The following is a 23,269-nucleotide window of genomic DNA, read 5'->3' as shown; positions in this document are numbered from 1 at the left end:
ACTATTGCTCTTTAATTGCTTTTAACTCAGCAATAATTGCACTACTAGGCTGTGCTTCTTTTATATAACTGGGCAGCGTTTCAATATTAGTAGGCGAGCTTTGTAAATTATGCACCTTACTGTTATTTGTATTTGGCACGCCAAATCGATTACCTGCACTTTGCATATAAAACTGTAAATTAAGCATGCTCCACTCATCTACATCACTCAGTATTGATATTGTATTATCTTGGTTAGTATCAAAGCTGGTTAAGCTTTCGGTGTAAATTGCATTACAATTAAAATCAACTGGTAGTGAGCTATTTCTATTTAACCCCTGTATTTCAAGTATGGTGCTTTCATTTAAATCTGCTGAACTACCATTTGAATAATCAATAATAAAATCATCCGTAGAGCCTAAATGACTATTAGTATTTGGTGCAATATCGCAACTAGCATTGCCTGGGTAAAAACGCTCATAGTAACGATCGCCTTCGTTATTACCTATTGTTGATAAACCCGCTAATTGATATAAATAATTCATGGAGCTGAGGTGGTTAGGCTTAAAATTAACCTCCTCATCACCGCCATGGTATAAACCTAAGTTATGACCTAACTCATGAAATATTGTTGATGCTTGATAATTATAAGTTACATTGGTTGCTACTTGCGTATCAAGCGTTAAACCCCAGCCTCCCATAGTTACCATTAAATCATTACCGCTTATCTCAGCAATACCCGACCCACTAATACTACCGTCTTCGTTACCACTACTTGCCATTAATAAATAATGGAAAATGGGCCTGCGAGTTATATCGCTAAATTCCATTTTATAAGCAAATAAATTAGGGCTACTTAAATCGTATTCAAACGGGGTATAGCTGTTAAAAGGGACAAGATTTCCGCCACCTAAATCAAAGTTTTGCGGTGCTGTATTTGTATTTTGATCAAACAAATCACCTACGTCAAAGTGGACTGTATAGCCTTTTTCTGCAAAAACAGTGGCTACTTTTTCAAGTGCGATTCGATGTGGAGTAATACCTACATCAGTGCTGTCCATATAATCAACTTCAATAAATATATCTTTTTGTGAGGTACGCGCCCCCCACTCATAAAGTGGTAAACCCGCGAATGTTGTACCCTGTTGCTCAGCGCAATCAGGAATACCATCCTCATCATCATCTATTGTGCAATTTATATTGTTTGGCCCAGCGGGTGTGTTAAACACAGAATAACTCCAATCAGTACTTTGATTAGTGTCTGTCGCATTAAGCTCGCGCTTTAAGCTGCCTCCTTGCTCGGAGTTGATTTGCTCTGCGTTACCACCTTGCCATTGTGATGGCGTTACTGGTTCTTGTACTGAGTTACCAAATTTTACAAAGTCGATTGTTTGTGTACCTGCACTATTAAGTAATTCTACAAAACCGTTTATGTACCAATAAGGTCTAATTTCATCACTAGCATTACCCACAAGCGCTATTTTAGGGTTGTTAACTGATGCACTGACTAAAAAATCATCTCCAAACTTGCTTTGTAAAATAAGGTACTCACCATTTTCAAGCTCTTTATTGGGCAGTGAAAAAGTTGTCTCTGCACTAGTCGAGCTATTAATCATATTAATACTGCGGGTTTTAAGCGAGTAACTCTGTAAGTTTACAGCAGCCCCTGTGCCGTTATAAATTTCAATCCAAGGTAAGTCGTTACTAAATTGCACAGAAGAAACTTCAGTTATTTTTATATCTTGGCTAGAGGTAGTAAAAGAAGTAGCGGTTTGCGTTTCAATGGCCGTATCATCAAAATTAGTTAAATCAGCTGTAACACGGACAATATATTGGGTATCTTCATTAAAGCTTGCGCTTACATTTACAGTATGAAAATAAGTACTTGTGTCACTAGTAGTACCCGACAAACTTTCAATATTTAAGGCCAAGCAAGTAGTAAAATTATCTGCCGACACTTGTACGCTTCCTGTACAAACACCACTACTAGAATTAACTGCTAAAGTGCTCGTTAGCATAATATCTGAAAATGTAATACTAACAGGGCTATCTACAAGAACTGGGTCATTATTACTTTGGGGTGTTACATTACTAATTGTAGCGGGCGTTGAATCAACCACAGTAATATTCAGGGTAAATTCGGTTGTGTCTTTTGAATCAGACGCAGTTAACGTATAGCTTTGTGAAGTAATACTGTTTGCAGGAGGCGTGTAGCTAAAAAGTAAGGCTTGTGCATCAATAACACTAATTTGTGCACCATTTAAATCATCACCAAAATCAATCTGAACCGTATCGTTATCAGCATCGCTAACTACTAAACTAAATTCTGTGGCTTGATTATATTGCACGCTAATACTTACATCATCTGCAGTTGGTGGATTGTTTGGTGCTAATACTACAACTGTTTTTTGAGCGCTATTTGTAGCGTTATCGTCATCGGTTACAGTAACCACAAATGTAACATTGGTATTTTGTGCAACAGTGGGCGCATTAAAACTAATGCTTGTTTGTGTTTGAGTAAGTTCAACTACAGGACCACTTATTTGCTGCCAAGTTATGCTATTAATACTACCATCGCTGTCTTGTGCATCTGCAACTAAGGTTACACTGTCACCTTTTTCAGCTTCTTCAGGGCCTGTAACAATGACTGTTGGCGCGCTATTTACTTGATTAATTAAAACCGTTTTACTCGCTTGAGCGCTTTTACCTGCATTGTCAGTTACGGTTACGCTAAAACCTAGTGTTGTATTTTCAGATACATTAGGGGCGGTAAAACTAAGGACTCCATCAGTTTGTGAAAACTCAACATTGTCCCCAGCAGACTGAATCCAATTAATATTACTTATAGTGCCATCTGTATCTTGAGCGTTAGCAACTAAACTAACTTGTGTGCTGGCAAGTGCACTACTTGGGCCTGTTATATTAACTGTAGGAGCATTATTTTGAGAGGTGATAGTGCCTGAAAAAACTTGTTGTGCAGTAGCACCTGAGTTGTCAGTAACTGTAACCGAAAAGCTAAAGGTCGTATCGGTTGTTACACTAGGTGCAGTGGCTGTAAGCGTGTTACCGTTAGAGGTAAACGTAAACTCAGGCCCGCTAAGTTGTTGCCATTGATAGCTGGCAATTTGTCCGTCGCTATCACTTGCAAGCGCTGTAATAGTAAATGATTGATTAGAAGTAATAACGTTACTGCTAACCGAAAGCGTAACACTGGGCGCAGCGTTACCAGGGGCCGTAGTTGTATCACTACTTTCGCCTCCCCCGCCACAGCCTGTGATTAAAAGTGATAAAAAAAGTAAACTTAGCCATTTATTAATATTGTTTTTTACCACTTTTAGCCTCTACATATTAACTATACAAATTTTGTGGCACCTTAGTAACGTTTAAATGAACGGTTATTTCCTCACGATCATGATATAGATGTTTAGCTTGCAACTCGTAATTGATACCTTGTTTCTCAAGCTCTTTTCTGATCATCGAAAGACATTCATAAACACTATCAAAGCGTTTTTTCATAGGCAGCTTTAAGTTAAATATAAACTCTTTTGCGTATGCATTTACTGCCCAGTCAATCATTAGCGTAGTCACTTTGGTCGGTTTTTCCACCATATCGCACACTAACCAAGTAATATTTCTTTTTTCTGGGCGATATTTAAAACCGTCGGCTCTAAAATGTTTAACTTGCCCAGTTTGCATTAAATCGTCATTCATTGGGCCGTTATCAATCGCACTTACAAACATACCACGGCGTACAAGCTGATAAGTCCAACCACCTGGGCATGCACCTAAATCAACACTGCGCATACCAGCAGCTACGCGTGACTCGCGTTGTTGCTCAGGTATAAATACGTTAAATGCTTCATCGAGTTTTAACGTTGAGCGACTCGGTGCATCGCTTGGCATACGAAGGCGCAAAATACCCATGAAAAATGGAGAATTATTAAAGCTATACGAGTAACCAACATAAGCCGTATTGTTTGTTAAAAACATGACATGCATTACTGGGCGATTTGCTTTTGGCTCACGCAGTACTGTATTTTGTTTTTCGAGGGCTTTTTTAAGCGGTGTTGAGATTTTTTTACAGAACGTTAAAAGCTCTTTGCCTTCGTTTGTGTCTGGCGTTTCAACGCGCAGTTCTGAGCACAATGTAAAATCTTTAGCAGCTTCAACTACTGCGCTCACACGGTCCTCTACTGGCATGTTTTCAAGTAATGTGCCGGCAAACCATTGACGTGCAAACACCATGTTTTTAAAATCAACTTTTTTGATTATTTCGTCGCTGTGATGCGCTTCAAAACATTCGTAAACAACATAACCTGTATTTGGTTTTGCTTTTACATACCCTGCAAAACCTTGCTCTGCAGCATGAAACGTTATTTCAGCAGCGGCATCGTTTTCAAAACCACTACGACAAAAAATCACAACACTAGACATATTAACCCTTAAACTCTTTAAAACTTAAATCGTGCAACTTGCACTAAAATAACAATCCAACCAATAATAAAGCACAACCCACCAAGCGGTGTTATAGGCCCAAGCCACTTCATTCCTGTTAGAGCGAGTAAATATAAACTACCACTAAAAAGTAGTGTGCCCATTATAAAAAAGCCACCAGCCCAACTCAGGTTTATGCCCCATTTAATTAAAATAGCCACCGCCATAAGTGCAAGTCCATGTACCATTTGATACTCAGCAGCCGTTTTAAAAACGCCTAATGAATACTCCGATAAGCGGCTTTTTAAACCATGGGCAGCAAATGCACCTAACATCACCGAAAGCATACAAAAAATACTACCGGTCATTAAAAATAATTTAATCATCTAACCTCCTGCTCGAGTCTTAACGTATCTCAATTTGTTGCTTAATAAATTCAACAGCACTTAACGCTGCTTTTTCTCTATTTTGCAGTTCAGTTACGCCACTTTTTTTACGTGGTTTTAATGAGTGATCGCCATCACTCAGCCAAGTAAACAAAGGCTGCTTTGGCATTTTCATAGTAAGCAGTTCTTCACGTGTACCAAATGTATCTCGCTCGCCCTGTAATACTAAAAAAGGGCAAACAATATCAGCAAAATGATCGGTGCGTAATTTTTCTGGCTTACCCGGCGGATGAAATGGATAACCAAATGCTATAACACCTGAAAGGCTTTGCTCTGTACTACATGCAAGCATTGATGCCATGCGACCGCCCATCGATTTACCGCCTATAAACAACGGCAAATCTGGCTGCGCACTCGTTAGCACTTGTTCATAATAAATAAGTAGCTTTGGTGCTCGCTCAGGAGGCCTGCGTTTATTAGTTTTTTTAGCGATTTGCATATATTCAAAATCAAATAAACCAACATCAACACCCTGCTCGCTTATTAATTTTGCCATGTGCTGCATAAAGTCAGAATCGCTACCAGCACCTGCGCCATGTGCAAATATAAACTGTGCTATTGCAGGTTTCTCCGTGCTTTTAAACCATTCAATCATTATTAATACTCATGTTCTTGCTCATGCTCTACTAAGCTCAGCATCCACTCTTTAAACGAAACTATTTTACCAAGCTCTGTTTGCGACTCACGAAGCACTAAGTAATACGCATTTTTACTCTCTAGGCTATGATTAAACGGAATTACCAAACGCCCTGCGTCTATGTCGGGTTTAGCTAATACACTATTGCCGATTGCCACACCTTGTCCATGTACCGCTGCTTGTAACACCATAGAGGAGTGGCTAAATATAGGCCCTTGATTTACCTGGATGTTACGCACGCCTGCGGTTTTCATCCACGTTTTCCAGTTTTTACGTGTAGTGTCGTGTAATAGTGTGTGATGCGCTAAATCACTAGGTTGATCAAGCGGCTTTAATCCGCTTAATAACATAGGACTACAAAGTGGTACTAAATATTCGGTATGAAGCTTGTACGCTTGTACGCCATTCCAATGACCCCTTCCATAATAAATAGCAATATCTACGTCATCCGTGAGTGAGTTTTCATCTTGGTCTTGTGCTTTTATTCGAACATCTATCTCTGGATGTAACTCATTAAACAAACTCAAACGAGGCACTAACCACTGAATAGCAAAACTAGGGGTTAGGCTTACCGTTAGTGAGCCCTTAGCGCCACGAGCTAATAGCTTTTCAGTTGCATCAATAAGCTGAGTAAAAATCTCTTTAATATCTAAAAAATAGCCTTGGCCTTCTTCAGTTAACAATAAAGAGCGGTTTTTACGTAAAAACAACTTCAGCCCTAAATGCTCTTCAAGTGTTTTTATTTGATGACTTACTGCCGCCTGCGTTACATAAAGCTCTTCTGCAGCTTTTGTAAAACTTAAATGGCGTGCAGCCGCTTCAAAGGCTTTTAATGCGTTTAATGGAGGTACCCGTCTTGACATAATAACCAAGCTTAGAATTAGTTTTTCTTATGCGTGAGATTATATACATCATATAAGTTTGTGTATATTAAAGGCATAAAAAAAGCGACCTGAGTCGCTTTTTAATAAACATCATGCTTAATTATAAATCGCTTGCACTTGTATCAAGTGGGGCAAAGCTTTTAATTAAATCATCAACCGCTTTCATTTGCGTTAAGTAGCCTTCTAACTTACTAAGCGCTAGCGCACATGGGCCATCACATTTAGCTTCGTTAGGATTTGGATGCGCTTCGATAAATAAACCAGCAATACCCAACGCCATACCGCTGCGCGCAAGCTCTGCTGCTTGTGCACGACGACCATCAGCAGAGTCAGCTCGTCCACCAGGGCGTTGTAACGCATGTGTTGCATCAAAAATAACAGGTGCCATTGCCTTCATGTCATCCATACCCAGCATATCAACCACAAGGTTGTTGTAACCAAAGCTAGAACCACGCTCACAAAGGGCTACGTTGTTATTACCAGCTTCATTAAATTTAGTAATGATATGACGCATTTCATGTGGCGCTAAAAACTGTGGTTTTTTCACATTAATAATTGCACCTGTTTTAGCCATCGCCACAACTAAATCTGTTTGACGCGCTAAAAAAGCAGGTAACTGAATTACATCAACAACTTCTGCAACAGGTGCAGCTTGATGCGGTTCATGTACGTCAGTAATTAGTGGAATTTTAAACGTGTTTTTAATTTCTTCGAATATTTTTAAACCTTCTTCCATACCTGGACCGCGGTACGAATTGATTGAAGAGCGATTAGCTTTATCAAATGAGGCCTTAAATACATAAGGAATATTTAATTTCGTCGTAACTTCTACGTAATGCTCTGCAACACGCATTGCTAAATCGCGAGATTCTAATACGTTAATACCACCAAACAAGACAAACGGTTTGTTGTTTGCAAGTTCAATTTCATTAATTTTAATAATTTGGTCTTTCATTTAAATTCCTTAAGGTGCAACTGCTTGCATCATTAATCCACAAATATAAGCCATATAAGTACCCACACCGTAGCCCAGTACAGCTAACAAGACACCAACAGGCGCTAATGACGGATGAAACGCTGATGCTACAACAGGTGCTGACGCTGCGCCGCCCACATTAGCCTGAGAACCCACTGCCATATAAAATAACGGTGCTTTAATCAGTTTAGCCACAATTAACATAATGCTTGCATGCACTAACATCCAAATTGCACCCACTAAAAATAGCCCAGGGTTATTGAAAATAGCGGTTACATTCATGTGTAAACCAATCGATGCAACCAAAATATATAAAAAGCTAGAAGCTACTTTTGAAGCGCCAAACGCTTCTATTTGCCTCACTTTAGTAAACGATAAGCCTATACCAATCGTTGTTGATATAACAATTAGCCAAAAGAATTTACTGTTTAAGCTGTATTCTTTTGCCCATTCATAAGTAGTGCCAAAGTACGGCCCCAAAAAGTCAGCGCAAAAGTGTGCTAAGCCAGTTATACCAAATGCAATTGCAATCAGCGTCATGTAATCATTAAGAGTTGGGATGCGTGCATGTTCTGCGTGATATTCTTCCACACGCTTTTTCAAATCTTCAATTGCGCTTGTATCAGCACCCGTCGCTGCATCAATCTTTTTATGATTTGCTGCCATTAACAATAAAACAGCCATCCAAATATTAGCGACAATTACATCTACTGTAATCATGACTGAGAATATATCACCACCAACTTCAAACATTTCTTTCATTGATGCTTGGTTAGCACCGCCGCCAATCCAGCTACCTGCAACAGTTGTCATACCGCGCCATACGGCATCTGGGCCATGCCCACCAACAATACTTGGGTCAAATGCGCTCACTACTAAAATAGCTAATGGCCCACCAATAACAATGCCTAAAGTACCCACTAAAAACATAATAAGTGCTTTAGGGCCTAAGTTAATAATCGCTTTTAAATCAATACTAATGGTAAGTAGTATTAAACAGGCAGGTAGTAAGTAGCGCGAAGCCACATAATAAACATTAGATTTATTACCATCTACAATACCAAAGGTATTTAATAACGAAGGTAAAAAGTAACACAGTAATAAAGCAGGTACGTATTTATAAAAACGTTTTAAAGCTGGACGCTCACTGTTTGAGGTTTTAAAAATAAACCCCAAAATAATAGCAAGCAAACCAAGCACAACGGCATCATTTGTAATTAATGCGCTTTGAGTTTCAACCATAATTATTCCTATTCTTAATGGTGCGTTTTATTATTATCTTCTAGTTCTTCTATTTGGTGTTGAATAATCTCTATTGCAGGATCGTCCGGACACTCATCTACAAAAAACTGTAAATCATCACGTGCCATTTTAGGGCAACCGAGCTGATTTAATAAGTAACCTCTGTCGCGTCTCTCATACGGGTCGTCGCCTATTAACTCCATTAGCATCTCTACACAGGTTAAAGCATGACCAAATTTATTTTCGCTAATGAAAGACCATTTTTGCTGAGCTAAAAATAACTTATATACTTCGTCATCAAAAATCAGTTCTAGTGGCTCTTGCTCTTGACCATCATCTTCATCTGCGTTTTCAGGGATAATATACCAACTTTGTTGTCCACTGCTTGGCTCTATTATGTAGCCTTCTTCATCACTAATCGCCACATGTACACCAACATCACCTTGGGTAAGACTAAGGTTCGCGTCACAGTTAGCTTGTTGTAAAAAATGACAAAGTATAATTGCCAGTGTTGTAGGTGAACCACTGCGCATAGAAAGCGTATAGCTTAATGTATTTAATTTATATTCAGGCACTTTTAAACCTGATGCACTAAATAGCCAATCACTGTAAAACATATCTAATAATTTTTCGAGGCGATCGTGCTCATCACTCACTTTTAAACACAGCGCTGAAATTTGCTGTTCAAAGTCAGTTAAAGTTTCATAACATGGTGTTAAATCTATCTGAGGGTCCCACTTTGACTCTGCTTTAATACAGCGGTAAATCGCTGGAGGTGTAAATTCATCGTAAGCATCATCAAGATAAGATTCATCGTGTTCGTCAAACCCGAGGGTAGTCATTAATACTGCAACATTTTAGAAAACGAAGGCGTAGTTTACCTAACTTTAAAGCTATATACCAATATAGAGGTGTATTTGAATATTTTCTGAGAGGGAGTTGTATTTGAGCTTTACAAAACAACTATAAAGCTCAAATAGTCAGATATTACTTAAAGCAAAAAAGCTGATTTAGACGTCGCTAAATAACCTATCGCTAAAATAACAGCGGTATTAACTAAAACGTAAGCAACTTTAGCCGTCATTTTAGTTTGTCTGGCGCTTTTAGCCCCAATACCGATGTATATAACCACTAAAACTATTTTTTCTAATAGCCAATATTGTTCAAACGGATTAATTTTGGCCATAAATATAAGCGTAAGTGCAGACACTAATAACAAAGTATCTATACTGTGACTACCAATCATTACTGCTTTATTTTTTGCTAATTTACCACTGCCCATTCGCGAAAAAGCGCGAACATAAAATAATATTACACTTAACATCGCAATTGCCATGTGCGAGTGCTTTACTGCTAAATAATCCATATGCCCCTGTACTTCTGTTTTATAAAAATCTAATCAGGAAAACGGCTAAGAACCGCCTCTAACTCATCAAGCTTTTCGTTAAATACTTCAACCATTTTTGGTTCAAAATGTGTGCCTTTTTCAGCATTAATTTCATCAACCACATTTTGTAATGTCCAAGGCTCTTTATAACACCGTTTATGGCGAAGTGCATCGTATACATCAGCAAGTGCGACTATGCGACCAAATACATTAATTGCGTTTCCGCTTAGACCTTGTGGGTAACCAGACCCATCCCATTTTTCATGATGCTCTTTTGCAATAATTGCACCTGTACTCACAATTTCATGGGGAGAGTCTTTTAAAATAGTATAGCCTTTATCAGTATGGGTTTTCATCACTTCCCATTCTTGAGGTTCTAACTTTGCTGGTTTGTTTAAAATCGCATCAGGAATACCCACTTTACCTACATCATGAAGAGGAGACGCCAACCTTACTAAATCTGCATCATGTTTAGATAAACCATAGCCCTCAGCTAAAATATGACAAATATGTGCTACACGTTTAACATGATTACCTGTCTCGGTTGAGCGCTGCTCTACTGCTTCACTTAACCTATAAACAAGCTCTTGTTGTGTCGCTTCTATTTCAGACTGAAGCTGCACATTTTCAAAGGCAAGTTGCACATTTTGAGAAAATATTTTGATTAAATGACGCTGAGTATCCGTTAAATCCTTTGGGACACCTGATATGAACAGCATTGAGTTATGATTGTACTCACTACTGCAGTACGCAAATAAGTAATTATCTTTATAAATAATACTTTTATCATTAAGCGCCTGATGACACGCACTTAACTGCTCAGCTTGTAATACCTCATCAAGCTCTTTACCTTCACTTTTTTCAAAATCGCCAGTGCCAGAGCAAACTATTAGTTTTTTATTTTTTTCATGTTCTGGGTTTTGTGCAACTAAAGTGGTGGCATACATAGCTTGATCAGCAATACCCAATAAAGATGTTAATTGCTGCATAACGCCTTCAATAAAGTGCTCAATTGAATGCGCAGAAAAAATATCACGAGACGCTATAATTATTTTCTCAAGCCCTTCGCGTGATTGCTCAATCGAAATAATATCCCGATACGAGCGTAGGCTCGACATAATAACAGTAAATAATTTTTGAGCCGTTAGCTCCGTTTTCGATTTGTAATCGTTAATATCATAATTAATAATGACTTGACGTTCAGGTGCCTGGCCAGGTTGGCCTGTTCTTAAAATAATCCGTATATGATTATTTTTAGCTTCTTCACGAATAAACTTAGCAACCTGCAAACCAGCGTCGTCGGTTTCCATTACCACGTCAAGTAGCACAATAGCGGCATCTGGATGCTCTTTTATGAGCTCTTTCGCTTCAGCACCTGAGTAGGCACTAATAAACTCTAAGCGTTTATTTTGAAATTCAAAATCACTCAGTGCTAGTTTTGTAACAGCATGAACTTCAGGTTCATCATCAACGATTAATACTTTCCAGGTACCGTGTTCAATCTCATCGATTGTTTCTTCTGGTTCATCTGAAAATAAAAAATCACCCATCATAGTCGAAATTCCTTCATGGCATTATTTAACGCACTAGTAGGCAATTATTATTCTCTAGGGCCACAGTGCAAGTGTTACACGGTCATTGTTACCAAGGTCTTTCACTGTTTTAATATTAACAAACGCCATTTTTTCAAAAAAATGACGAACAGCTTCACCTTGCTCAAAACCGTGTTCTATTAAAAGATAGCCATTAGATGACAAATAGTCACGTGATTGTGTAATTATTTGTTTAATATCAGACATTCCGCAATCATCAGCCACTAATGCCGATAGAGGCTCAAAGCGCACATCACCCTGATTTAAATGTATATCACTACTTTCTATATAAGGAGGGTTAGTGACAATTAAATTGAATTTTTCGCCATGCAACTCACTAAACCAGTTACTTTGTTTAACATGTACATTATTAATCGCTAATCGCTGCTGGTTACGTGTAGCAAGTGCAACTGCATCGCTTACTCTATCTACTGCAGTAATTTGCCAATTAGGCATTTCACTACCCAGTGCCAACGCTATTGCACCAGTACCTGTGCCTAAATCCAGCACCTTTGCTGTAGCGGGTAGCGCTATTTCAAGTGCTTGCTCGACTAATGTTTCAGTATCTGGTCGAGGTATTAGGGTCGTTGCGTTAATTTCAAGCGATAAGCTCCAAAATTCACGCAGCCCAGTTATATGGGCTACGGGCTCACCTTTTAAACGTCTTTGGATAAATACATTAAACTGCGATTGTTGCTCATCACTAAGCGCATGTTCTGGCCAAGTAAAAAGGTAACTGCGAGGTTTTTGAAGTATATGAAGAAGTAAAACTTGTGCATCTAATTTAGCACTTTCGCTGCTAAGTGCTAATAAGTCAGCACCTGCAGCAATTGCTTGTTCAAGAGTGTGAGCCACAATTACTCGTCGCCCATGGCCGCAAGTAAGTCAGCTTGATGCTCTTGCATTAATGGGTCAATAATCGCACTTAAATCACCGGCTACCACTTCGTTTAAACGATAAAGTGTTAAGTTAATACGGTGATCGGTAATACGACCTTGCGGGTAGTTATAAGTACGAATACGCTCAGAACGATCGCCACTACCTACCAAGTCACGACGTTCAGAGGCTTCTGCCGCATGGCGTTTTTCATCTTCAGCCTGTTGCAAACGTGCTGCAAGTACCGACATCGCTTTAGCACGGTTTTTATGCTGCGAACGCTGATCCTGACACTCAACCACAACACCGGTAGGTATATGTGTAAGTCGAATAGCAGAATCAGTTTTATTTACGTGCTGACCACCTGCGCCTGATGCACGAAATGTATCAACTTTTAAATCTGCTGTATTAATTTGTATCGCTTCAGCTTCTGGTACTTCTGCCATAACCGCAACAGTACACGCTGAGGTATGAACACGACCTTGTGATTCAGTCTCTGGCACACGTTGTACGCGGTGTACACCTGATTCAAACTTTAATTGACCGTAAACGCCTTCGCCACTGATATTTGCAATAACTTCTTTGTAACCGCCATGCTCACCTTCATTGGTGCTTACAACTTCTACTTTCCATTTTTTATTTTCTGCGTAGCGGCTGTACATACGAAATAAGTCACCAGCAAAAATAGCAGCTTCATCGCCGCCCGTCCCTGCACGTACTTCAACAAACACGTTGTTGTTATCTCGCGGATCTTTTGGCAACATTAATACTTGAATTTGATCTTCAATCACTAGTATTTGTGCTTTTGCTTCTTTATATTCTTCTTGCGCCATTTCACGCATTTCAGGGTCAGAATCTTTAAGCATTTCTTCTGCACTGGCTAAATCGTCTTGCGTTTCTTTATAGTTTAAAAACGTTTTTACAATCTCTTCAAGCTCAGAATACTCTTTTGAAAGCGCACGAAAACGGTTTTGATCACTAATGACCGACGGGTCGCTTAGCAGCGCTTGTACTTCTTCATAACGCTCTACTAAGGTTTCTAATTTATTATAAACAGACTCTTTCATTTAACGGTTATTCCTGATCAATACCTAACATTTTTTTCAACTGGTTTAGCTGCGCCACTTCACCTTTTTTCGCTGCATCTTGTATTGCACGGGTAGGCGCGTGCATTAAGCGATTGGTTAATTTATTGGCGAGCTCTAATATAATTTTTTCTGCATCTTTACCTGTATTGAGCTGACTAACAGCACGCTCTACAAGCTCAGACTTAATTGTTTGTACATCGTTTCGATAATGGCGGATTAAATCTACCGAATCGAGTGAACGCATCCACATTGCAAATTCTTTGGTGCGTTCAGTAATAATTATTTGCGCTTGCTGTGCAGCTTGCTCGCGCGCTGCCATATTCTCGCTTACAATGGTTTGTAAGTCATCAACGGAATATAAATAGGCAGCATCTAGCTCCCCAACTTGGCTTTCTATATCACGCGGAACCGCTATATCTATAAATAGCATAGGTTTGTGACGTCGCTGCTTTAGCGCCTGCTCAACCACCCCTTTACCAATAATAGGCAAAGTGCTGGCTGTAGAACTAATCACTATATCGGCTTTATGCAAACGCTCAGGCAATTGCGCCAAAGCAATCACATCTGCCGACACTTCATCAGCTAAGTTACGAGCTCGCTCAATAGTTCTATTTGCAACAGTGATATTTTGAGGCTCATTTTGGTATAAATGTTTAGCAACCAATTCAATGGTTTCACCTGCGCCAATTAATAACACATTGGTCTTATCAAGCTTGCCATAAATATGCTTTGCCAAGTTAACTGCAGCAAACGCTACCGATACAGCACTTGCGCCAATATCGGTTTCAGTTCTAACTTGTTTCGCCACTGAAAATGTTTTTTGAAACAACCTATCAAACGTAACACCTACAGCATCGTGGTTTTTAGCACTAAAAAACGATTGTTTTATTTGCCCCAAAATTTGCGGTTCGCCCAACACCAAAGAATCCAACCCACACGCCACGCGCATTAAGTGATTAATAGCATCGTTATCTTCGTAGCAATAAGTGTTTTTGCTCAGTTCATGTTCATCCAAACCATGGAAACTGGCAAGCCAGCTCAACAGTGTTTGGGAATTTTGCTGAGCGAGGCTACAATAGATCTCGGTTCGATTGCAGGTAGACACAATAACCGCTTCATTAAAGTCGGCATGGCCACTTAATTGTTGCAACGCCTCTGAAATTTGCTCAGGCGAAAAAGCCACTTTTTCACGTAATTCTACGGATGCGGTTTTGTGATTTATACCTAGTGCTATTATGGTCATATTTGCCAAATATTGCTGAGCCCTACTTCAAAGGCGGTAATTTTACCAAAAATCAGCGGAATATGGAAAGTAAGGAACAACATTTGATTCGACAATATTTGATTTTATTCATGTTTTTTTTGTTTTTAGGTGGCTGTGCTCATCAAATTGATACAAAAACAACACTTTATGATGATTGGAAACCACGTTTAGCTGCTCAAAAAACTTGGCAAGTAGAAGGTAAACTTGCATTTATTAGCCCAGAAGAGCGTCAATCTGCAAACTTAAATTGGCAGCAAACAACAAATTCCAATAATTTAATACTGACTACTTTTATTGGTACTCGTATTTTGTCGCTTAAACAAACAGCTAACGGTGCTGAATTAAAGTTTGACGGTGAACAATACTTTGATACTAACGCTGCAGAGCTTTTAAAACGATTAACGGGTTTTACACTACCGGTTGATAATGCCGATAACTGGCTTAAAGGCACTATTGACGATGAAAGTTTAATTGTTGATGAGCTTGGGCGTGCAAAGCAAGTATTATGGTTTGATAATACAGGCAAAAAATGGCAAATAGATTATGGCGCCTATGTACAAAACGCAGGTTACTGGTTACCTACTAAACTGACGTTAAAGCACCAACAAATAAAAATTAAAATTCAACTATACGATTGGCAGTTTAAATAAGTATGAATAACAAAACCTCTTTTTCACTTATTGCTCCGGCAAAACTCAATTTATTTTTACATATTAATGCTCGCCGAGAAGATGGTTATCATGAACTTGAAACCTTATTTACTTTTTTAAATTTTGGCGATGAGCTGCATTTTGAGTTAACAACAGATGGGAGTATTTCTGTCGGTGGTGATACTAAAGACATCCCTCTAAATGATAATCTCATCTATAAAGCGGCTTTATTATTACAAACACACTGTAAAACCTCTTTGGGTGTAAAAATAAATTTAATTAAGCGCTTGCCGATGGGGGGCGGTGTTGGAGGAGGTTCATCTGACGCAGCGAGTACTTTATTAGCCCTAAATAAGTTATGGAAATTGGCACTAAATTTAGAAACACTAGCACAATTGGGGCTCAAGTTAGGGGCAGATGTTCCAGTGTTCATACAAGGTCAAAGCGCCATAGCGCACGGTATTGGTGAAAAACTACACCACGTAACACTTGAACAAAAATGGTACTGCGTTGTACACCCTAACCAACATGTAAGTACCGCAAAAATATTTACACATCCAGATTTAAAACGCGACACACCAAAAATAATAGGCGACTGGAAACACCATACTTTGACCAACGATTGTGAGCCTTTAGTTAAAAAGCTTTGCCCCGAGGTTGAAAAAACCCTCCAGTGGTTGCTAAAATACGCACCGTCGAAGATGACCGGAACAGGTTCATGTTGTTTTGTCGAATTTGCTAGCCAAGTTCAAGCACAAGATGTACTTGAAAATCTCCCCCATACTTGGCAGGGTTTTGTGGCTTCAAGCGCAAATGTCTCACCTGCTCATACGGAGTTAACCGCCATATTCGATCAATGAAGTAACGTACAAGTAATCATAAGTTAACCCGCAGTGAAATTTATCATTGCCCGTTAGTCCAAATATTCAGTGCCTGAGGAACCCTACCGTGCCTGACATGAAGCTCTTCGCTGGTAACGCAACACCTGAGTTAGCTCAAAAAGTTGCAAAACGTTTATATATTGAATTAGGCGATGCTGTTGTTGGCCGTTTTAGCGACGGTGAGATCAGTGTTCAAATAAATGAAAATGTTCGTGGCTCGGACGTTTTTATCTTGCAATCAACCTGTGCCCCTACAAACGATAACCTGATGGAACTTATCGTTATGGTTGATGCTCTACGTCGTGCATCTGCAGGTCGTATTACTGCCGTCATTCCTTATTTTGGTTATGCGCGCCAAGACCGTCGTGTACGTTCTGCTCGTGTTCCAATTACCGCTAAAGTTGTTGCAGATTTCTTATCAAGTGTTGGTGTTGACCGTGTTCTTACGGTTGATTTACACGCTGAACAAATCCAAGGCTTCTTTGATGTACCTGTAGATAACGTATTTGGCAGCCCTGTATTACTTGAAGATATGAAAGAACGCGACTTTGAAGACGTCGTTGTTGTATCTCCAGATATCGGTGGTGTTGTACGTGCTCGTGCAATTGCAAAACTACTAAACGATACCGATTTAGCAATCATTGATAAACGTCGCCCTCAAGCAAATGTTTCTCAAGTAATGCACATTATTGGTGACGTTGAAGGTCGTGATTGTATTATCGTAGATGATATGATTGATACCGGTGGTACATTGTGTAAAGCCGCAGAAGCACTTAAAGAACATGGCGCTAAGCGTGTATTTGCATACGCAACGCACCCTATCCTTTCAGGTAAAGCAGCCGAAAACTTACGTGACTCAATGATTGATGAAGTAATTGTAACTGACTCAATTCCGCTATCTGATGAGCTTAAAGCCCTTGATAAAGTTAAGGTACTTACGCTTGCTGACATGTTAGCAGAGACTATTCGTCGTATTAGTAACGAAGAATCTATCTCAGCGATGTTTGAACACTAAAATTAAACATTCCTGAATATAAAAGCGCCTTTTGGCGCTTTTTTTGTAAGCGATGTTTATTTTATCTGGGCGTGGTGGTATGATAGCGCGCCTTTTGGCTAGGGACCTTGGTCGCAAAGGCCCTACACATTTAAATAACTGGAGACATCATGTCTAACAAAACTTATACGTATAACGCTGAACTTCGCGTAGAAACTGGTACTGGTGCGAGCCGCCGCCTACGTCGCGAAGACAAAGTTCCTGCAATCCTTTACGGAGCTGATAAAGAAGCTTTATCTCTTACTTTTGCTCATAAAGATATGATCAAAGCTCAAGAAGACGAAGGTTTCTACACGCATATCCTTACGCTTAACGTTGATGGCGAAGCTGTTGAAGTAATCTTAAAAGATATCCAACGTCACCCATTCAAGCCTAAGCTTACTCACCTTGATTTCCAACGTGTAGATGCTACTCATAAATTTCAAACTAAAGTTCCTCTACACTTCATCGGTGAAGAGATTGTAACTAAAGCTGGCGCAACTGTTGTTCACCAGTTAACTGAAGTTGAAATTACGTGTCTTCCAAAAGCACTTCCAGAATTCATTGAAGTAGATGTTTCTAAGTTTGTTGTTGGCGATTCAGTTCATATCTCTGACCTAACTTTCCCTAAAGGCGTTAGCTCTGTAGATTTAGCTAAAGGCGAAGGCCATGATCAGTCTATCCTGACTATCAAAGCAAACAAAGCAGCTCCAGTTGAAGACGACGCTGCAGCAGCAGAATAATATTTAAGGTCTCGCAACCTTGAATTCTATTCAAATGCTTGTGGGCCTGGCTAATCCAGGCCCCGAATACGCAAACACACGCCACAATGCAGGTGCTTGGTTCATCGAGCAAATCGCTGCACGCTATAACTGCACTCTAAAACACGATCCTAAATATCACGGCCTTACAGGCAAAGTGATCATTCAAGGCCAAGAATTCAAATTATTGATCCCCACTACTTACATGAATTTAAGTGGTAAAGCGGTCAGTAGTTTAGCTAATTTTTTCAAAATCCCTGTCGAGGACATTTTAGTTGCCCATGACGAATTGGATTTAGACCCAGGCGTTGCCAAATTAAAAAAAGGTGGCGGGCATGGCGGTCATAATGGTTTAAAAGACATTATTGCAAAAATGGCAAATCAAAAAGACTTTATGCGCTTGCGCATTGGTGTAGGTCATCCGGGGCATCGTGAAATGGTAACTGGTTGGGTGCTTGGAAAAGCGGCCAAAGAAGACCAAGAAAAAATGGATGCTGCTGTTGATGAAGCAGTTCGTTGCATGGAAATACTTGCAAAAGATGGTGTGTTAAAAGCACAAAACAGACTACATTCGTTTAAACCCTAGTAACTTGGGTCCAAGTACACCGTTTAAACGAATTCTAAACAAGGTATCTTACTATGGGTTTTAAATGTGGCATCGTTGGCTTGCCTAACGTAGGTAAATCAACGCTTTTCAATGCACTAACTAAAGCGGGTATTGAAGCCGCTAACTTTCCTTTTTGTACCATTGAGCCTAATACAGGTGTGGTACCTGTGCCAGATCCTCGTCTAGACGAACTTGCTAAAATTGTTAATCCTCAACGAGTTCTTACCACTAGTATGGAATTTGTAGACATTGCTGGCTTGGTAAAGGGCGCATCTAAAGGTGAAGGCCTTGGTAACCAGTTTTTAGCTAACATTCGTGAAACCGATGCAATTGGCCACGTAGTTCGCTGTTTTGAAGATGAAAACATCATACACGTAGCAGGCACTATTGACCCTGCTGACGATATTGACGTAATCAACACTGAGTTAGTACTTGCTGATATGGATAGCGCTGAAAAAGCCCTTTTCCGTAACGCAAAAAAAGCAAAAGGTGGTGATAAAGACGCCAAAGAGCAAAATGCCGTACTTGAAAAAGTAAAAGTGCATCTTGATGAAGGCTTAACTTTACGCGCTTTAGCATTAACTAAAGAAGAAAAAGCAGCAATCAGCTCTATCAACTTCTTAACTATTAAACCAACTATGTATATTGCAAACGTTGCTGAAGATGGTTTTGAAAATAATCCATACCTTGACCGTGTACGCGCTATTGCTGCAGCAGAAGATGCGATTGTTGTTCCTGTATGTGCTGCTATCGAATCTGAGCTTTCAGAATTAGATGACGAAGACAAGCTTGAGTTTATGGCTGATCTTGGCTTAGAAGAGCCCGGTCTTAATCTTGTTATTCGTGGTGGTTATGAATTACTACAATTACAAACTTATTTCACTGCGGGTGTTAAAGAAGTGCGTGCATGGACAATCCCTGTAGGTGCAACAGCGCCACAAGCAGCGGGTAAAATCCATACCGACTTCGAGCGTGGCTTTATTCGTGCGCAAACGATTGCTTTTGACGACTTTGTTGCCTTTAAAGGTGAAAGCGGCGCAAAAGAAGCAGGTAAGATGCGTCAAGAAGGTAAAGAGTACATTGTTAAAGACGGCGATGTAATGAACTTCTTGTTCAACGTATAAGTCAAATGAAACCAAATTAGTATTGGTAATAATTTTAAAGGCTCGTTTTTACGAGCCTTTTTTGTACCTCCAACGTTATAAACTTATAACATTGATATAGCCCCAACCTAAATGCCTACGTTTAATTTAAAAAACACACTGCGCAGAAGATCAAACCTCAATAATAAGTACCTCTTAAACAAATTAATGTTAAGATTTAACCAGAGCGTAATAATTTGTTGAATAATCAAACAGCTTCAAACTATTGGTTTTTGCTTTTTTTATTTAGCGACAAATTTTGTATGTGAATTGCACTCAAAAAATCATCATTTTTATTAAAATTTAGCCGCTTAGCTTAATTTTCCTGCAAACAAACACAGTTAAGTGTTTTTTTGCAAAAAAGGTGTTGACGAATTTGGGTCATATCAGCATAATACGCCCCGCACTCAGCGATGAAGTGCTAACAAAAAAAGATGGCTAAGTAGCTCAGCTGGTTAGAGCACATCACTCATAATGATGGGGTCACAGGTTCAAATCCCGTCTTAGCCACCATATTTTTTTGTTGCTCAATGAAGAGTTTAAAATAACTACCTTGTGTGCGGGAGTGGCGGAATTGGTAGACGCGCTGGATTTAGGTTCCAGTATCTTAGGATGTGAGAGTTCAAGTCTCTCCTTCCGCACCATAATTCTTGATAAGAATTAAAACTATCAATTGTTATTGTTGGGATATCGCCAAGCGGTAAGGCACCAGGTTTTGATCCTGGCATTCCCAGGTTCAAATCCTGGTATCCCAGCCAACAATGGCTAAGTAGCTCAGCTGGTTAGAGCACATCACTCATAATGATGGGGTCACAGGTTCAAATCCCGTCTTAGCCACCACTTCTTTTTTTAGAAGTGGCTCTGCAAGAGTTAAATTGCACTCAATGAAGAGTCTAAAATAACTACCTGTGTTTTATAACACAAACGATGCGGGAGTGGCGGAATTGGTAGACGCGCTGGATTTAGGTTCCAGTAACTTCGGTTGTGAGAGTTCAAGTCTCTCTTTCCGCACCATGTTCTTGATACGAACTAAAAATATCAATTAATTCTTTGTTGGGATATCGCCAAGCGGTAAGGCACCAGGTTTTGATCCTGGCATTCCCAGGTTCAAATCCTGGTATCCCAGCCAACTTCTTCTACCAAGGAAAGTTGGATAAAAGAATACCTCTTGCTTAGAGTTTAAATGAGCAAATTAGTGATGCGGGAGTGGCGGAATTGGTAGACGCGCTGGATTTAGGTTCCAGTATCTTAGGATGTGAGAGTTCAAGTCTCTCCTTCCGCACCATGTTCTGATAAGAACTAAAATTATAAAAGAATTCTTTGTTGGGATATCGCCAAGCGGTAAGGCACCAGGTTTTGATCCTGGCATTCCCAGGTTCAAATCCTGGTATCCCAGCCAACTTCTTCTACCAAGGAAAGTTGAATAAAAGAATGACTCTAGCTTAGAGGTTAAATGAGCACATTAGTGATGCGGGAGTGGCGGAATTGGTAGACGCGCTGGATTTAGGTTCCAGTATCTTAGGATGTGAGAGTTCAAGTCTCTCCTTCCGCACCATGTTCTTATTAAGAACTAAAATTAATATCAAATTTATAGTTGGGATATCGCCAAGCGGTAAGGCACCAGGTTTTGATCCTGGCATTCCCAGGTTCAAATCCTGGTATCCCAGCCAATTTGACTTCCTCCTCTAAAACTTCTCAATATTCATTAAATTCAGCTTACTTTTTCTGTACTTAAATATACATTTATAAATTCGTCTATATTTATTGGTTTGCTATATAAATACCCTTGTAAATAATCACAGTTCATACTCAATAGCGCTTGCTCTACTTCTTTGGTTTCTATTCCTTCAGCTACTACATCGCAATTTAATCGGCTCGCCAAAAACAACGTAGATTCTACAATAGCGTAATCAGGCGGATTAATGAGCATGTCTTTGATAAACGATTGATCTATTTTTATCTGGTTTATGGGCAACTCCCTTAATAACGACAGTGACGAAAACCCCGTACCAAAATCATCAACACTAAATTTAAATCCACGCATACTTAACTGCTGCATCATTTTTCTTGCTGCGGGTATGTTTGTCATCATTGCCCCTTCTGTAATTTCAAATATTAGTGAATCACTTAAAGTCGGGTCAGTAGTAAGTAAGCTAATTATAAATTCATAAAACTCGCTGCTTTCAATATCTTTCGTTGATAAGTTGACATGAATAGTACCGGTAAACCCAAAGAGTTTAAGTTTTCTAATATGGTTAACTGCTTCTTGTACAACCCATTTCGATAAAACAAAAATAAGCCCTGTACGCTCAGCTACACTTATAAACTTTTCAGGACTAATAAAGCTACCATCAGCTTGCGGCCATCGGATCAGCGCTTCTAGGCCATGCAATTGAATATCTTTGGAGTTCATTATTGGTTGTAAATAAAGCTCGAACTCACCTTTGTGTAACGCGGCTTTAATTTTGACTGATAAATCAAAAAAGTCCTCAGCTCGTTTACCTATTTCAGATGAGTAATTTACTAAAGGTTGAAATGTCTTTTTTGCTTCATGCAGTGCCAAGTTGGCTTTTTTTAGTAACTGGTCGGGTAATCGGCTATCATCTGGGAAACGGCTTACGCCTATACTTAATTGTATTTTAACCATTTGCTCATGTGTACAAAACGGAGCTTTAACGGCTGAGTTTATAATATTTACACAGTGAGCCATGCTTTCATCAGTATCGGTATTCAGTAAAAACGCAAACTCATCCCCCCCGATTCGATATAACTTAGCAATGCCACATAGTTCTTTGCTTAACTTATTAGCAAAAGCAGCCAGTAGTTGATCACCACATTGATGACCAAACGCATCATTAATTTGTTTAAAATTATTTAAATCAATATAAAATAATGCAAATGAAGAAGGGTAATCGACTTGTTTACTCAAGGATTTAAAAAAGTTATTGCGGTTGGGTAAGGTTGTTAAGTTATCGTGCTCAGTTTGATATTTTTGATACTGCGTTGCTTGCTCTATTTTAAGGATGCTTTTCAAACTCAGTTTGACAACTAAGAAAACAAACCCTGCACCACCAAATAATATTGTGGCAACTGCATTTCTTATTATTGGTGCCGTATCGTAATTTGAAAAGTAATAAAGTATCCACCAATACCCTAAAATAAAACAGACAATAGCGCATAACAGTACACTCCACGCTCTTTGCGATGTTTTTTTACAAACTTTAAAGGTTGTTTTTAAGCTAGCAACTAGCAGTAGCGCACCTAAAATAATTATTACTGAAAAAAAATTATCCACACATAGGCTCTTTAAAATTATTAAATTGCGGTTTAGTGATATAACCCTAGTCAAATTAAAATTTTATTTAATATAACTGGGTCACTATTTGTCCAC

Annotated in this window: 20 protein-coding genes and 10 tRNA genes; 16 read left to right on the top strand and 14 right to left on the bottom strand. The window is 39.2% G+C overall.

From position 1 onward, the window contains the following. Position 1 precedes the first annotated feature (1 nt). The 13 genes from H5118_RS08150 to hemA all read right to left on the bottom strand — a co-directional run bounded on the left by H5118_RS08150 (position 2) and on the right by hemA (position 14,783). The gene (locus tag H5118_RS08150; RefSeq protein ID WP_182748452.1) at positions 2-3,310 is read right to left on the bottom strand and encodes a PKD domain-containing protein; all 3,309 of its coding nucleotides are present in this window, start codon (positions 3,308-3,310) and stop codon (positions 2-4) included. Between the two features lie 16 nt (positions 3,311-3,326). After that, positions 3,327-4,412: a 23S rRNA (cytidine(2498)-2'-O)-methyltransferase RlmM gene (gene rlmM / locus H5118_RS08145; protein ID WP_024605425.1), complete on the bottom strand. Its 1,086-nt coding sequence runs from the start codon at positions 4,410-4,412 to the stop codon at positions 3,327-3,329. Positions 4,413-4,429: 17 nt separating this feature from the next. Beyond that, on the bottom strand, positions 4,430-4,798 hold the full coding sequence (locus H5118_RS08140; RefSeq protein ID WP_182748451.1) for a DUF423 domain-containing protein: 369 nt from the start codon (positions 4,796-4,798) through the stop codon (positions 4,430-4,432). Positions 4,799-4,817: 19 nt separating this feature from the next. Beyond that, complete coding sequence (locus H5118_RS08135) at positions 4,818-5,453, bottom strand: alpha/beta family hydrolase (RefSeq protein WP_182748450.1); 636 nt, start codon at positions 5,451-5,453, stop codon at positions 4,818-4,820. A 2-nt stretch (positions 5,454-5,455) separates the two neighbouring features. Beyond that, entirely contained in the window at positions 5,456-6,358 is a 903-nt protein-coding gene (locus H5118_RS08130) for a transcriptional regulator GcvA (RefSeq protein WP_002958561.1), read from the bottom strand. Positions 6,359-6,479: 121 nt separating this feature from the next. Further along, positions 6,480-7,334: a 3-deoxy-8-phosphooctulonate synthase gene (kdsA, locus tag H5118_RS08125; protein WP_002958560.1), complete on the bottom strand. Its 855-nt coding sequence runs from the start codon at positions 7,332-7,334 to the stop codon at positions 6,480-6,482. 9 nt (positions 7,335-7,343) lie between these two features. Then, positions 7,344-8,597 carry a DUF819 domain-containing protein gene (locus tag H5118_RS08120; RefSeq protein WP_024595290.1) on the bottom strand — a complete coding sequence of 418 codons (1,254 nt, stop codon included), beginning with the start codon at positions 8,595-8,597 and terminating at the stop codon, positions 7,344-7,346. A 14-nt stretch (positions 8,598-8,611) separates the two neighbouring features. Beyond that, complete coding sequence (locus tag H5118_RS08115) at positions 8,612-9,439, bottom strand: tetratricopeptide repeat protein (protein ID WP_002958558.1); 828 nt, start codon at positions 9,437-9,439, stop codon at positions 8,612-8,614. Between the two features lie 149 nt (positions 9,440-9,588). Continuing rightward, entirely contained in the window at positions 9,589-9,963 is a 375-nt protein-coding gene (locus H5118_RS08110) for a SirB2 family protein (protein ID WP_007583965.1), read from the bottom strand. A gap of 29 nt (positions 9,964-9,992) precedes the next feature. Next, on the bottom strand, positions 9,993-11,537 hold the full coding sequence (locus tag H5118_RS08105) for a response regulator (RefSeq protein WP_024595292.1): 1,545 nt from the start codon (positions 11,535-11,537) through the stop codon (positions 9,993-9,995). 54 nt (positions 11,538-11,591) lie between these two features. Next, positions 11,592-12,431 carry a peptide chain release factor N(5)-glutamine methyltransferase gene (gene prmC / locus H5118_RS08100; protein WP_182733438.1) on the bottom strand — a complete coding sequence of 280 codons (840 nt, stop codon included), beginning with the start codon at positions 12,429-12,431 and terminating at the stop codon, positions 11,592-11,594. Positions 12,432-12,433: 2 nt separating this feature from the next. After that, positions 12,434-13,519 (bottom strand): peptide chain release factor 1, encoded by a 1,086-nt coding sequence (gene prfA, locus H5118_RS08095; protein ID WP_002958554.1) that lies wholly within the window; start codon positions 13,517-13,519, stop codon positions 12,434-12,436. A gap of 7 nt (positions 13,520-13,526) precedes the next feature. After that, entirely contained in the window at positions 13,527-14,783 is a 1,257-nt protein-coding gene (gene hemA / locus H5118_RS08090; protein WP_024594740.1) for a glutamyl-tRNA reductase, read from the bottom strand. An 83-nt stretch (positions 14,784-14,866) separates the two neighbouring features. Here hemA and lolB point away from each other — a divergent pair, with 83 nt between their 5' ends. The 16 genes from lolB to H5118_RS08010 all read left to right on the top strand — a co-directional run bounded on the left by lolB (position 14,867) and on the right by H5118_RS08010 (position 21,548). Next, positions 14,867-15,454: a lipoprotein insertase outer membrane protein LolB gene (gene lolB, locus H5118_RS08085; RefSeq protein ID WP_182748449.1), complete on the top strand. Its 588-nt coding sequence runs from the start codon at positions 14,867-14,869 to the stop codon at positions 15,452-15,454. A gap of 2 nt (positions 15,455-15,456) precedes the next feature. Beyond that, the gene (gene ispE / locus H5118_RS08080; protein WP_154903382.1) at positions 15,457-16,314 is read left to right on the top strand and encodes a 4-(cytidine 5'-diphospho)-2-C-methyl-D-erythritol kinase; all 858 of its coding nucleotides are present in this window, start codon (positions 15,457-15,459) and stop codon (positions 16,312-16,314) included. 88 nt (positions 16,315-16,402) lie between these two features. Beyond that, the gene (locus H5118_RS08075; RefSeq protein WP_002958550.1) at positions 16,403-17,350 is read left to right on the top strand and encodes a ribose-phosphate pyrophosphokinase; all 948 of its coding nucleotides are present in this window, start codon (positions 16,403-16,405) and stop codon (positions 17,348-17,350) included. Between the two features lie 149 nt (positions 17,351-17,499). Continuing rightward, positions 17,500-18,111 (top strand): 50S ribosomal protein L25/general stress protein Ctc, encoded by a 612-nt coding sequence (locus H5118_RS08070; RefSeq protein WP_002958549.1) that lies wholly within the window; start codon positions 17,500-17,502, stop codon positions 18,109-18,111. 19 nt (positions 18,112-18,130) lie between these two features. Then, positions 18,131-18,715, top strand: coding sequence for an aminoacyl-tRNA hydrolase (gene pth, locus H5118_RS08065; protein WP_002958548.1), 585 nt, complete (start codon positions 18,131-18,133; stop codon positions 18,713-18,715). 53 nt (positions 18,716-18,768) lie between these two features. After that, a complete protein-coding gene (gene ychF, locus H5118_RS08060; protein ID WP_002958547.1) occupies positions 18,769-19,860 on the top strand; it encodes a redox-regulated ATPase YchF in 1,092 nt (363 codons plus the stop codon). 454 nt (positions 19,861-20,314) lie between these two features. Continuing rightward, a tRNA-Met gene (locus H5118_RS08055) sits at positions 20,315-20,391 on the top strand. 46 nt (positions 20,392-20,437) lie between these two features. Continuing rightward, positions 20,438-20,522, top strand: a tRNA-Leu gene (locus tag H5118_RS08050). Positions 20,523-20,561: 39 nt separating this feature from the next. Then, positions 20,562-20,636 (top strand) — tRNA-Gln (locus tag H5118_RS08045). 5 nt (positions 20,637-20,641) lie between these two features. Next, positions 20,642-20,718, top strand: a tRNA-Met gene (locus H5118_RS08040). Between the two features lie 89 nt (positions 20,719-20,807). Then, positions 20,808-20,892: transfer RNA gene (locus tag H5118_RS08035), tRNA-Leu, on the top strand. Positions 20,893-20,932: 40 nt separating this feature from the next. Next, positions 20,933-21,007: transfer RNA gene (locus H5118_RS08030), tRNA-Gln, on the top strand. 71 nt (positions 21,008-21,078) lie between these two features. Next, positions 21,079-21,163, top strand: a tRNA-Leu gene (locus tag H5118_RS08025). 39 nt (positions 21,164-21,202) lie between these two features. Then, positions 21,203-21,277 (top strand) — tRNA-Gln (locus tag H5118_RS08020). Positions 21,278-21,348: 71 nt separating this feature from the next. Then, positions 21,349-21,433: transfer RNA gene (locus H5118_RS08015), tRNA-Leu, on the top strand. Positions 21,434-21,473: 40 nt separating this feature from the next. Then, a tRNA-Gln gene (locus tag H5118_RS08010) sits at positions 21,474-21,548 on the top strand. A 41-nt stretch (positions 21,549-21,589) separates the two neighbouring features. Here H5118_RS08010 and H5118_RS08005 read toward each other — a convergent pair. Further along, positions 21,590-23,173, bottom strand: coding sequence for a bifunctional diguanylate cyclase/phosphodiesterase (locus H5118_RS08005; protein WP_002958546.1), 1,584 nt, complete (start codon positions 23,171-23,173; stop codon positions 21,590-21,592). Between the last annotated feature and the right edge of the window lie 96 nt (positions 23,174-23,269).

It is taken from the genome of Pseudoalteromonas sp. SR41-1, assembly GCF_014164015.1.
GTDB classification, from domain to species: domain Bacteria; phylum Pseudomonadota; class Gammaproteobacteria; order Enterobacterales; family Alteromonadaceae; genus Pseudoalteromonas; species Pseudoalteromonas distincta.
The sequence above is the reverse complement of the archived record's forward strand: the minus strand, read 5'-3'. Positions and strand labels throughout refer to the sequence as shown.